Here is a 13532-nt window from a genome sequence, read left to right on the forward strand (position 1 = left end):
TATTTAGTTATTTAATAAATTTTTAGCTTGCCCAGCCCAATCATCACGTTCTGCTCTTCCCGGGAAAGAACCAGTAATTGAATCCAACAAGTCGTATTCCGTTTTTGTCATCTTACTTACCTGTAAAAACGTATAGATACCAATACTATTTAGTACCTCTTCCATTTTAGGGCCAACACCGCTAATTTTCTTTAAATCATCCGCTGTTTCAGTAGTAGCGTCAAAAGACCCAATACTTCCTAAAAGACTATTGACTTTCTCAGAATTATCTCCCGAATTCACTACTGGAGGTGGTGCTACATTTAATACTACACCACCAGAGGTTCTAGAATCAGCTCCTGTACCTACTAAACTATCTCCTCGCTCTCTAATTTTCTTATAACGCTCGCCCGAAGACTTCAAAATGGTCTTAACCTCTGCTTGAGCAATTACTGGGAATGTTCGTGAGTATAATAGGAATAATACAAAGAAGAAACCTATAGTTCCGATAAAGATTCCTATATCTACAAATGTTGGTGAGAACATTGTCCAAGACGATGGTAAGTAATCTCGATGTAATGATGTTACAATAATCACGAAACGCTCGAACCACATTCCAATATTTACTACAATTGAAATAAAGAATGAGAACATGATACTTGTTCTGAGTTTCTTAAACCACATGAATTGAGGAGAGAATACGTTGCAAGTCATCATTGCCCAATAGGCCCACCAGTAAGGACCAGTTGCTCTATTTAGGAACGCATATTGCTCATACTCTACACCAGAGTACCATGCAATAAATAACTCTGTGATATATGCCACACCTACGATAGAACCTGTAATCATAATGACTATGTTCATTAATTCGATGTGCTGTACTGTAATATAATCTTCTAAGCTACATACTTTTCTCATGATAATGAGCAGCGTATTTACCATGGCAAATCCTGAGAAAATCGCACCTGCAACGAAGTATGGTGGGAATATTGTCGTATGCCAACCAGGTATTACTGAAGTTGCGAAATCAAACGATACAATAGTATGTACAGAGAGTACTAATGGTGTTGCCAAACCAGCAAGTACCAATGACACTTCCTCAAAACGTTGCCAATCTTTAGCTCTACCTGACCAACCGAAACTTAGTAATGAATAGATTTTCTTTTGGAAAGGTCTTACCGCTCTATCTCTAATCATGGCAAAATCTGGTAATAAACCTGTCCACCAGAATACCAATGATACTGATAAATACGTAGAGATCGCGAATACATCCCAAAGTAATGGTGAATTAAAGTTTACCCATAAAGACCCAAATTGGTTTGGAATTGGAAGTACCCAATAGGCTAACCATGGACGACCCATGTGAATAATTGGGAACAAACCTGCCTGAACAACCGAGAAAATCGTCATGGCCTCGGCAGAGCGGTTAATTGCCATTCTCCATTTTTGACGGAAGAGTAAAAGTACGGCAGAAATCAGTGTTCCTGCGTGACCAATACCAACCCACCAAACGAAGTTAGTAATATCCCAAGCCCAGTTTACGGTTTTGTTAAGACCCCAAACTCCAATACCTGTAGAGATGGTGTAAATTATACAACCTATTCCCCAAAGGAATGCGACCAAAGCAATGCTGAAAACAATCCACCATGCTCTGTTAGCTTTGCCTTCCACTGGTCTTGCTACGTCTACCGTAACATCGTGATACGATTTTTCTCCAGTAACTAAAGGTCTTCTAATAGGTGCTTCGTAATGAGACGCCATAATTATATACGTGTTTCTTTAATTTATTTATGCTTTAGCTGTATTTCTCACTTTAGTCTGATAGATCACATTTGGTTTTGTACCTACGTGCTCTAATAAGTGATACATACGATCATCTTCTTTCAATTCAGCAATTTTGCTGTCTTTATCATTGATATCCCCAAATACCATAGCTCCATTTCCACATGCCGCAGAACAAGCTGTTTGGAATTCACCATCTTTTACTGGACGTCCATCACGCTTTGCATCAAGGATTGTTTTTTGTGTTTTTTGAATACACATAGAACATTTCTCCATAACACCACGAGATCTTACAGTAACATCTGGGTTTAATACCATACGTCCTAAATCGTCATTCATATAGTAATCAAACTCATCATTCTTGTTATACAAGAACCAGTTGAAACGACGCACTTTATAAGGACAGTTATTGGCACAATATCTTGTACCTACACAACGGTTATATGCCATATGATTCTGACCTTGGCGACCGTGTGCTGTTGCTGCAACAGGACAAACCGTCTCACAAGGTGCATGATTACAATGCTGACACATTACTGGTTGGAACGCTACTTGAGGATTATCCGCAGGACTTTCCATCTCACCAAATCCACCTAACGAACCATTATCTCCAAATAAACCAGAGAATTCTTCTTTTTTAGTATCATCAGCTTCAAAAGTATCTTGATGAGAATAATACCTGTCTATACGCAACCAGTGCATATCTCTACTACGTCTCATTTCAGTCTTACCAACTACTGGCACGTTGTTCTCTGCATGACATGCAATAACACAAGCACCACAGCCTGTACAAGCATTTAAGTCAATAGATAAGTTAAAATGATGTCCTACTGAACGATCGAACTCTTCCCATAAATCTACATCAGGAGATGTTACAGGAGTTTCGATATGATTTAAGGATACCTCTGGAACTTTGTTCCATACATGTTTATCCTTAGTATTGAAAATTTCTAAATTTGTTTCCTTAATGATGTCTCCACGACCCATTAAAGTATTGTGCAATTGTACACAAGCAAACTCATGCATTCCAGCTGCTTTCTCTACAGTAACATTTTGTACCGAATTGAAGTTTTGGTAGAACGAATACGCGTTAACACCTGTCTTCATTTCTTCTTTAAGTGCAGCCGATGTTCTTCCGTAACCAAACGCCAAACCTACAGAACCTTTTGCCTGACCTGGCTGAATGATTACTGGCACATTGTCGATAGTTACACCGTTAACCGTGACGTTAACATAACTACCATTTAATCCACCATTAGCAACATTTTCGTTGACTAAGCCCATGGCATCAGCATCGACCTTAGACACGGTTAAGTAATTATCCCAAGTTGTTCTTGTGATTGGATCTGGAAACTCTTGTAACCAAGGGTTATTCGCTTGTTGTCCATCACCCATTCCAATTTTGGTATACAATGATAATTCCATACCATTAGAACTCGCTGAACGCGCAAGAGCTCTTGCTGCATTTCCACTTGGTGTTTCAATTTCTTGTTCTTCACTTGATTCTGAACCAGTTTCAACTAAAGGTTCAGCATCTGCAGACGTACCTACAAACACACCGTCTTGAACAGCCTTGTTAAAAGAAGCGCCATTTAAAATGTTGTTTGTCCAATGGGCTTTAATATAATTTCTATATGTAGAAGCATTTCCAGTCCATGCTAAAAGTACTTCCTGAAATTGCTTAGTATCAAATAATGGTCGAATGGTTGGCTGCATCATCGAATAATGACCAGACTTGAATTCGAAATCCCCCCAAGATTCTAAATTATGAGGTGTTGCTGCTATATATTCAAAGTTCGAAGCTGTTTCATCCTGCTTCATAGAAAAAGCTATAGATAAATCCACTTTACCTAAACCATCTTTAAAATCTGATGCATTAGGCAACGTATACATTGGATTCACACCATTTGTAATAAGCGCACCAACATTACCAGCTTTCATATCAGCAACCAATTGCATTACTGCTTTGTCGCTACCGTGTCTTGTATTAATAGTAGTCTTAGGGTCGAATGCCTTACTATTTAAGTGCTCGTTAATTTCTAAAGCAACGGTTTGTGCATTGACATCCTGAATACCTGTAACTACAACCGCATTACTGCCAGCTGATTTGATTTCGTTTGCTGCTTGTTGAACAGCCTCTGCTATACTTTTCGGTAAATCAACAGAAACAGCACCACCTACGACAAGACTATATAACTTAGCTAAAGCTAGTCTTTGTTGGCTAGGTGTTAATGGCACACGCTTATCTGCGTTAGCTCCAGTTAACGACATATTAGATTCGAACTGGATATGTCTAGACATCTTACCATGATCTGGAATACGCTTTTTAGCATAACCAGAATCAAAACCTCCGCCTTGCCAATCTCCTAAGAAATCTCCACCTACAGATACAATTGTTCGAGCTTTAGAGAAATCGTAATTCGCCATTCCTCTAGAACCATATTTGGCCTCGTAAGCATCTAAAGTTGCAGATTCCGATACCGCATCATAAACAACATGCTTGACATTACCGAATTTAGAAGCAAATTCTGATATTAATGTATTGGTTGATGGGCTCGGCAAAGTAGATGTTAAGAATACTATTTGCTTGCCATCGCTAAGTCCATTTAACTTAGACGTTGTCTCAGACATAAAGGTCTCCCAAGAAATTGCGCTGTCGCCTTTCATTGGTGTTTTTACCCTTAAATTGTCATATAATCCAAGAACCGATGCATTGACTCTAGCATTTGCTGTACCATTTGTAGCAGCATCAGTATTGTTTTCTATTTTTATTGGACGTCCTTCTCTTGTTTTTACTAAAACACTAGCAAAATCAAAGCCATTGGCAATCGTTGTCGCATAATAGTTAGCAACGCCTGGAATGATTTCCGTTGGTTGCACTACATAAGGAATTGATTTTATCACAGGACCCTCACATGCAGCAAGAGACGCCGCAGCTGTACTGAATCCGACGTACTTTAAGAAATCACGACGCGAAGTAGATGAAGACTCTAACGCTTCTTTATCTCCTAAAAACTCATCTGTTGGAATTTCTTCCACAAACTCGTTTTGTTGCAGCGTCTCAACAATAGAGCTATTATCGTTTAGCTCTTCAACACTTTTCCAGTATTTCTTGTTTGATGACATATAATTCTGAATTACTTCTTATTAAAATTAATAATGGCACTTACCACATTCTAATCCACCCATTTGTGCCGCAGTTAACTGATCCACACCATACTTCTTAGACAACTCTTCATGGATTTTGGTGTAGTAACCATTATCTTTCACCTTAACATTAGTCTCTCTATGGCAGTTAATACACCAGCCCATGGTCAATGGCGCATGCTGATACATGATTTCCATCTCCTCTACAGGACCATGACATGTTTGGCATTCAATACCAGCAACGGAAACATGTTGCGAGTGATTAAAATAGGCGAAGTCTGGTAAATTATGGATACGAATCCACTTAACAGGTTTTGAATCACCAGTATACTTCTGTCCATCCCATCCAACAGCCTTATAGAGCTCCTGAATCTCAGCATCATAATCAACGCCGTAATTAGTCTTTCCTTCCGCTAATGTCTCAGCTGAGACATTTGAAATTGATTTGTGACAGTTCATACAAACATTCAATGATGGAATACCAGAATGCTTACTTACTCTAGCCGAAGAGTGACAATATTTACAATCGATGCCATTATCACCTGCATGTATTCTGTGTGAATAGTGTATTGGCTGAACTGGTTCATAACCTTGATTCACGCCCACTTGCATAAAATAACCATACACAAAATAACCACTTGCTAATAAAAAGAAAATAGCTGTAACCAATACTAAGAATTGGTTTTCTGCAAAGGCTCTCCAAATTGGTTTACCCTTAGACTCTGCTACCGCTTCAATACCTTTAGCCTCAGCAAAGCGATTTAAAGTACGCTTAACTAAAACTAAAGCCATAGCCAAAAGACCGAATAAAACGGCTAATGCCCCTAGAATTAAGTTATTTGAAACACCTCCTTGATCTCCCCCACCATTAATTGGACCATTATCCACAACAACAGGCTCTGGTTTTGGCTGCGCTGTATACGCTAAAATGTTAGTAATATCTTGATCACTCAACTGCGGAAACGCATTCATTGCAGTTTGGTTCCACTCGTTGTAAATTTTATTAGCATAAGCATCTCCTGCCTTGATAAGTGCATTGCTATTTCTAATCCATGCATTAATCCACTCTCTATCCAATCCCTCTTCAGCAAGTCGTGCTTCAACGTTACGAAGCATAGGACCAGTCATGTCTTTATCTAATTTGTGACATGCTGCACAATTGGCATTAAATAAGGATTTTCCGTTTACTGGATCGCCATCTTGAGCGTTAAGTGAGGTTGAAAACGTGAGTAATAAAATAAAACCTAGACTGAGTATCTTTGAGGTTAAATTACGGTAGATCACCTGTTTCATATTCTTAGTTGAATTATCTTCTAAACTTTGGTACGATTTTTTCAGATAAATATGACAAAAGTCATGTTTCCAAAAACTCATGCAAAAGTAAGATATAAAGTCGATTTTAGAAATCTTAGAGAACTGTTAATATATAATTTATACCAATTCTAAATAATATTTTTTAAGCGTTTTGTAGCGCAAGATTTTAATTTTTTAATTTTGTCACATCCAACGTATTAATCTTAATATAATTAGAGATAAAATAATTTTTGACAACTCGTTTCGTTGAATATAATACCTTTGCATTTAAACATTAAATTATGAGTCTAAAAATCAAATATATAAGCGCATCTATAGTGGCACTATTTCTATCGTTTTCACTGTTTGCCCAACAAGGCGAGGTCAATGTAGAGCAAGATAGTGATATCGATAGACTCCTTGAATACAAAAAAGACATAAAGAAAACAACCAAGGTATACCGTATACAAGTCTATCAAAGTGTTGATCCTGACAAAGCGCAACGCGAGAAATCCAATTTCTTGAATGCTTATAGTCAATGGCCGGTTGAAACCGTTTGGAACACGCCTAATTATAAAGTTTGGGTAGGAAATTTTGCTACACGATTAGAAGCTGATAGAGCTTTAGCTAAGATTAAAAAGAACTACATGAATGCGATTATCTTTCAACCCAAGTCGGACAAAAGATAAGCCGCTAAACTAACTTTAACTTTCTTTTTATTGCCATGATTAATCTTGGCAATAATGGTGTTCGTTTTACGAAAGACTTTCTATTAATCTTGGTCTTATCCTCATAACTACATTTCACTAATTGCATAGGAACTTTCTTAAAACTATTGTTGGAGCCATGCATGCTATAATTACAGATTGAATAATTTTTATTAGACTTATCTTTGATATAATAAAACGGTGAAGAATCATTGAATGTTCTTACGGAAATATCACAGTTATCAATCACGTACATTTCTATTGCAAACAACAAATAATTGTCAATTATATCTCCCAAAACATCTGGAAAATCACTACTAGAAAAAAACTTCCTATTAGTTATTTTATAATCTGTATCGTTAGTGGCATAATACACCGAGCTATAACTAAACTTGTTAAGTTTATTTAAAAAAGTCTCACCATTCATACTGTCATTTAACTTCCGGTTTAAGCGGTCACCTCTTCTTAAGTGCAGACCGATAGTTGGTTTTTCTAATCGACTTAAAATTTCATTGCCAAGTTTTTCAATTTCTCGCGTTGGTGTGACTTCTGGTATTACAAATTTAACCCCTACACCATGGTACAATTTTGCCAAAGGAAATACATCATAGAGCTTTAAACGCCAATAGTTGTCGTCTTTGAGATGTCTTTGTACCAATATTTGGTCCGTGCTATAATCAAATTTAGCTTCGTCAATATTAAGAATAGATTCTGACTTAAGGTTATATTGAATCACTGAAAAATCTTCTTCCAAGATATAGTCTACATTGAGTCTGTCTATTTCAAAATAGTCTCCAATGAGGTAGCTTTCTAAGTCTTTCCCGTTATTATGATGCGAACCTAACCTAAATTTTGGCACGACAGCAATTCTACCACTTAATTTTGCCTCTGCTAAGAGAATCATAAGACACGAACGCCTATCTAATAGGCCTTCGCCATATTTTTTAACTGGCTTGTAGTGTAGGTATTTTTTTACTGTTTCCATTGAATTTTGAAACAAAAAAGCGACCATAAAGTCGCTTTCATTATCATTCAATATCTGAATTATTTCAATTTCTTTTTAACCTCAACCTCTTGGAATGCTTCTATAATATCTCCAATAATAATATCATTGAAACCTTTTATTTGCATACCACAATCGTAGCCTTTGGCAACTTCCTTAACATCATCCTTAAATCGCTTTAAAGCGGCTAGTTCACCAGTATGCACAACAACACCATCTCTAATTAAACGAATTCCTGAATTTCTATAAATCTTACCGTTAGTCACCATACAACCTGCGATGGTTCCTATTTTAGAAATTTTAAAGGTTTCCCTAATCTCGGCAGTACCAGTAACTTCCTCCTTAACCTCTGGAGATAGCATACCTTCCATAGCGTCTTTAAGATCGTTAATGGCTGCATAGATAATTGAGTATGTTCTAATATCAATTTCTTCCTTATCGGCTATCATCCTTGCATTTCCAACTGGTCGCACGTTAAATCCGACAATAATTGCATCGGAAGCTGTAGCCAATAGCACATCACTTTCAGTAATGGCACCAACACCTTTATGGATAATATTAACCTGTATTTCTTCAGTCGATAATTTTTGGAATGAATCAGTCAATGCTTCAACAGAACCATCCACATCACCTTTAAGGATAATATTCAATTCTTGGAAATCACCTAAAGCGATACGTCTTCCAATCTCGTCAAGTGTAATATGACGTTGTGTTCTCACCGACTGCTCACGTTGTAATTGAGTACGTTTGGTGGCAATTTGTTTCGCTTCACGCTCATCTTCGAAGACATTAAATTTATCACCAGCTTGTGGTGCTCCATCTAAACCTAGTATAGATACTGGAGTCGCAGGACCCGCTGCTTCGACATCATTACCACGCTCATCTTGCATGGCTTTTACCTTACCACTATTCTTTCCTGCTAATACATAATCACCAACTCTTAAAGTACCAGCCTGTACTAATATCGTAGAAACATAACCTCTACCTTTGTCTAGGTAAGCTTCTACTACAGTACCGATTGCCGGTTTATTAGGGTTTGCTTTTAGCTCTAACAATTCGGCTTCAAGTAATACTTTTTCTAGTAATTCTTTAACACCAGTTCCCATTTTAGCAGAAATGTCATGAGATTGAATTTTCCCTCCCCAATCTTCTACTAAAAGATTCATGGCTGCTAATTGTTCCTTTACCTTTTCTGGGTTAGCATCGGGTTTATCAATTTTGTTTATTGCAAAAACTATAGGAACACCAGCGGCTTGCGCATGAGAAATGGCCTCCTTTGTTTGTGGCATTATAGCATCATCTGCTGCCACAACAATAATAGCAATATCCGTGACTTGTGCACCACGGGCACGCATCGCCGTAAAGGCTTCGTGACCAGGTGTATCTAAGAATGCTATTTTTTGCCCATCCTGTAGTTCTACACCGTAAGCACCAATATGCTGTGTGATTCCTCCAGATTCTCCTGCAATTACATTCTCTTCACGAATGTAATCCAATAAAGATGTTTTACCGTGGTCAACGTGACCCATTACCGTTACAATTGGAGCTCTAGGTTTTAAATCCTTAGGATCATCTTGAGCTTCTTCAATAGATTCTTCAATATCTGCAGTAATAAACTCTACATCGTAGCCAAACTCCTCGGCTACAATAGTTAAAGTTTCGGCATCTAGTCTTTGGTTCATGGTCACCATCATACCTAAAGACATACATGCAGAAATTACTTCCGTAACACCAACATCCATCATAGTTGCAATTTCACTTACCGTTACAAATTCTGTAACCTTAAGTGTTTTACTTTCTGCTGCTGCTATTTCCTGATCAATTTCTGTCTGTTGACGGTGTTGATCTCTCTTTTCTCTTCTGTATTTTGCACCTTTTCCTTTACTCGACTTTCCTTGTAGTTTCTCTAAAGTCTCACGAATTTGCTTCTGCACTTCTTCTTCGCTAGGCTCTTCCTTAACCACTTTAGGTCTAGTATTTCCTCTTCCTTTTTGCCCTCCTCTTCTATTATCGAAATTTGGTTTACCCGAATCGGCACCGCCTTTGCTGATGCGACGTCTTTTGCGTTTATTACCAGCGTCTTTGGAGTCTGCTGGTTTTTCTTCTTTCTTCTTTTTAGGTTTATTAAATTGGGTAAGGTCTATTTTCTTTCCTGTAGTCGTTGGACCTGAAAGTTTTTTATATTGTGTCTTTAATGTTTCCTCAACGGGTTCTGCAGGTACTTCTTCTTTTTCCTGTTTCTTCTTTGTAGGCTCTGGTTTATCAGTCTTTTTCTTATGTTTTTCTTCTTTCTTTTCAGGCTTTTCAGCTTTTACAGTTACCTTTTCTTTGGGCTTCTCTTCTGCTTCTTTTTTCTCTTCCTTAGCCTTTGGTTTTTTATCTAAATCGATTTTACCGATTTGCTTAGGACCACTTAAATCTGCCTTGGCCTTTACTACAGTTTCCTTTGAGGCTTCTACCTTTTCTTTTTCTTCTATTTCGCGTTCACGCTCCTCACGAAGTTTCTCTTTCTCCTTGAGTTTAGCTTCACTAACTTCTTGAGCTTTTTCACGCTTAGTTGCATCCGTCTGAAATTCATCAGAAAGCGTGTCGTAAACCTCTTGTGAAATTTTAGTATTAGGACTCTTCTCAATTTCGATACCTTTGGACTCTAAAAAGTCCACGGCACGATCCAATGAGATATTTAATTCCCTTAATACTTTATTTATTCTAATTTGAGCCATAAATCGCTGTAATATACTTAAATCTGTTTTATCAATTTAACTTCATATGATTTTAAAAGTTAAATTGTTTAGTCTTCAAACTCTTCCTTAAGAATTCGAATAACTTCTAATATTGTTTCCTCTTCAAGATCTGTTCGCTTCACTAAATCATCCACATCTTGTTCTAGAATGCTTTTTGCTGTATCTAAACCAGCTTTGCTGAATTCGTCTATAATCCAAGAATCGATTTCGTCAGAGAATTCCTTTAATTCTACATCCTCTTCTGCACCTTCCCTAAATACATCTATCTCATAACCTGTTAATTGACCAGCTAAACGAATATTGTGACCACCTCTACCAATAGCTTTAGATACTTCTTCTGGTTTTAGCAATACCTCAGCTCTCATATTTTCTTCATCAAGCTTTAATGAAGTGACACGTGCTGGACTTAATGCTCTAGTTACAAAAAGCTGAATATTATTGGTATAGTTGATAACGTCAATATTTTCGTTTCCTAATTCACGAACAATCCCGTGGATTCTAGATCCTTTCATACCAACACAAGCTCCAACTGGATCAATTCTATCATCATAAGAATCCACAGCCACTTTTGCTTTCTCACCAGGAATACGTACTACTTTCTTCACCGTGATTAAACCATCGAATACCTCAGGAATCTCCTGTTCAAATAATTTCTCCAAAAACATAGGAGATGTTCTAGACATTATTATTGCTGGCTTACTGCCTTTTAATTCGACACTCTCAATAATTCCTCTCACATTTTCTCCCTTTCTGAAGAAATCTGAAGGTATTTGCCTGTCCTTTGGAAGAATAATTTCATTACCATCGTCATCTAACAAAATAATTGCCCTATGGCGAATGTGGTGTACTTCTGCAGTATAAATTTCTCCTTCTAACTCCTTAAATTGCTTGTAAATATTGGTGTTGTCATGCTCATGAATTTTAGAAATCAAGTTTTGTCTCAATGCCAAAATAGAACGACGTCCTAAATCTATCAACTTCACTTCTTCTGCAACATCTTCACCAACTTCAAAATCAGGTTCTATTTTTTGTGCCTCAGATAATTCAATTTCTTGATTTGGCTCTTCAACTTCACCATCTGCCACAACTATTCTATTTCTCCAAATTTCTAAATCTCCTTTATCTGGATTTATAATAATATCAAAATTATCGTCATCACCATATTTTTTCTTTAAGGCATTACGCAATACATCTTCAAGAATTGCCATCAGCGTAACTCTATCTATTAATTTATCGTCCTTAAATTCTGAAAATGATTCAATTAACGCTACATTTTCCATAATTGATATGAATTAAAATTTTATCTTAACTTTTGCTTCTTTAATATCGTTAAAGGCAACATTTGCCTCCTTTGTAACCGTTACTTTTCCTTTGCCTACTGGTTTAGGTTCTCTGGCTTTCCATCTTAGAATTACACCTTCATCATTGGCCTCTATCAGCTCGCCTTCAAAACTTTGTCCGTCAGTAGTCTTTACCTCTAAACTTCTACCTACATGTTTTGTGTATTGTCTTGGTAAGATCAAAGGGGTTGTAGCACCAGAGGATAATACTTCTAGAGAAAAGTCGTGCTCATCTCTATCTAGATTATGCTCAATAGCTCTACTTATGAACATACAGTCCTCTACTAAAACGCCATTATCACCATCAATTACTACTTTGACAGCATTATTTTCTGACAAACTAAAATCTATTAAGAATAAATCTTGTCTTTCCTCTAATGCATTTTGTAGTAAATCCTCTACCTTTTTCCTGAACATTTTTCAATATAAAAAGAGAGGACTTTTCGTCCTCTCGCCTTTTCGTTTCCGTAAACAACGGTGCAAATATACAATATTTATATTAATTTTTCAAAGCTCATTTAAGTGGATTTATTTTCCTAAATTTATAAGACTAACACAAATCAACAACACAATGAATAAAATTTTAGTCCCTACCGATTTCTCGGAGCAAGCAGAAAATGCGTTGAGGGTAGCAGCGATGCTGGCCAAAAAGCACAATGCCGAGATTTACTTATTGCATATGATGGAAATACCTATGCAGCAAATAGATCCTGGAGCCGTGCAGAGCGACATCCCAGAGACCCTATTCTTTATGAAATTGGCACACAAAAAGTTTGAAGATTTGATGGAGCGTGATTTTTTAGAGGGTATCACGGTATACGAAACTGTGAAAGCTGATATTACATTTAATGAAATTAAAGAATCCTGCAAAGAATTTGATATTGACCTTATAGTTATGGGATCTCATGGTGCTTCAGGACTTAAGGAAATGTTTATTGGGTCTAATGCCGAAAAAGTTGTCAGAACTTCTGATGTCCCTGTGTTAGTTATAAAAAATTATCATGCTAGTTTTAACATTAAGGATTTTGTGTTTGCATCTGACTTTAAAAACGACAATAAAAAAACATATGAGCAGGCCATTGCATTTGCTAAAATATTTGATGCTAAAATTCACTTGCTATTGGTTAATACGGCCAATAATTTTTTAACAACCTACGAATCAAGAGTGAGAATCAATGATTTTATCTCAGGACAGACGTTTGAAAATTACACTACCAATGTGCATAATGATGTTAGCGTAGAACAAGGGATATTGAACTTTTCTGCAGAAATCGATGCCGATCTTATTGGTATCAGCACTCACGGCAGGCAAGGTATTGCTCACTTCTTTAACAGTAGTATAAGTGAGGATTTGGTTAACCATGCTAAACGACCTGTGATTACGTTTAAAATCTAACTTTGAATTATTTTGAAATAAAAAATCCTAATCGAATTCGATTAGGATTTTTTGTTGGCCTACTAGGGCTCGAACCTAGACTCTTCTGGACCAAAACCAGACGTGTTGCCAGTTACACCATAGGCCAATCTCTCAAATTGA

The 13532-nt window shown here is 37.0% G+C and carries 9 protein-coding genes and 1 tRNA gene; 2 read left to right on the forward strand and 8 right to left on the reverse strand.

Annotation, left to right across the window (positions count from 1 at the left end; genetic code table 11):
- Positions 1-3 precede the first annotated feature (3 nt).
- The 3 genes from nrfD to H7F21_RS00275 are packed head-to-tail and all read right to left on the reverse strand — an operon-like array spanning position 4 to position 6201.
- Positions 4-1740: an NrfD/PsrC family molybdoenzyme membrane anchor subunit gene (gene nrfD / locus H7F21_RS00265; RefSeq protein WP_185787242.1), complete on the reverse strand. Its 1737-nt coding sequence runs from the start codon at positions 1738-1740 to the stop codon at positions 4-6.
- Between the two features lie 27 nt (positions 1741-1767).
- A complete protein-coding gene (locus H7F21_RS00270) occupies positions 1768-4887 on the reverse strand; it encodes a TAT-variant-translocated molybdopterin oxidoreductase (RefSeq protein WP_185787243.1) in 3120 nt (1039 codons plus the stop codon).
- 27 nt (positions 4888-4914) lie between these two features.
- Complete coding sequence (locus H7F21_RS00275; RefSeq protein ID WP_185787244.1) at positions 4915-6201, reverse strand: c-type cytochrome; 1287 nt, start codon at positions 6199-6201, stop codon at positions 4915-4917.
- 302 nt (positions 6202-6503) lie between these two features.
- On the opposite strand from H7F21_RS00275, the gene H7F21_RS00280 reads away from it, so the two are divergent.
- On the forward strand, positions 6504-6890 hold the full coding sequence (locus tag H7F21_RS00280; RefSeq protein WP_185787245.1) for an SPOR domain-containing protein: 387 nt from the start codon (positions 6504-6506) through the stop codon (positions 6888-6890).
- 4 nt (positions 6891-6894) lie between these two features.
- Here the strand turns inward: H7F21_RS00280 and H7F21_RS00285 are convergent, their stop codons facing one another.
- The 4 genes from H7F21_RS00285 to rimP all read right to left on the reverse strand — a co-directional run bounded on the left by H7F21_RS00285 (position 6895) and on the right by rimP (position 12412).
- The gene (locus tag H7F21_RS00285) at positions 6895-7893 is read right to left on the reverse strand and encodes an O-fucosyltransferase family protein (RefSeq protein WP_185787246.1); all 999 of its coding nucleotides are present in this window, start codon (positions 7891-7893) and stop codon (positions 6895-6897) included.
- A 59-nt stretch (positions 7894-7952) separates the two neighbouring features.
- The gene (gene infB, locus H7F21_RS00290; RefSeq protein WP_185787247.1) at positions 7953-10634 is read right to left on the reverse strand and encodes a translation initiation factor IF-2; all 2682 of its coding nucleotides are present in this window, start codon (positions 10632-10634) and stop codon (positions 7953-7955) included.
- A 68-nt stretch (positions 10635-10702) separates the two neighbouring features.
- On the reverse strand, positions 10703-11935 hold the full coding sequence (nusA, locus tag H7F21_RS00295) for a transcription termination factor NusA (RefSeq protein ID WP_185787248.1): 1233 nt from the start codon (positions 11933-11935) through the stop codon (positions 10703-10705).
- A 12-nt stretch (positions 11936-11947) separates the two neighbouring features.
- The gene (rimP, locus tag H7F21_RS00300; protein WP_185787249.1) at positions 11948-12412 is read right to left on the reverse strand and encodes a ribosome assembly cofactor RimP; all 465 of its coding nucleotides are present in this window, start codon (positions 12410-12412) and stop codon (positions 11948-11950) included.
- Positions 12413-12566: 154 nt separating this feature from the next.
- On the opposite strand from rimP, the gene H7F21_RS00305 reads away from it, so the two are divergent.
- On the forward strand, positions 12567-13391 hold the full coding sequence (locus H7F21_RS00305) for a universal stress protein (protein ID WP_185787250.1): 825 nt from the start codon (positions 12567-12569) through the stop codon (positions 13389-13391).
- 54 nt (positions 13392-13445) lie between these two features.
- Here the strand turns inward: H7F21_RS00305 and H7F21_RS00310 are convergent.
- A tRNA-Gln gene (locus tag H7F21_RS00310) sits at positions 13446-13518 on the reverse strand.
- Positions 13519-13532 lie beyond the last annotated feature (14 nt).

Origin of the sequence: Winogradskyella flava (assembly GCF_014243395.1) — a bacterium.
Lineage (GTDB): Bacteria > Bacteroidota > Bacteroidia > Flavobacteriales > Flavobacteriaceae > Winogradskyella > Winogradskyella flava.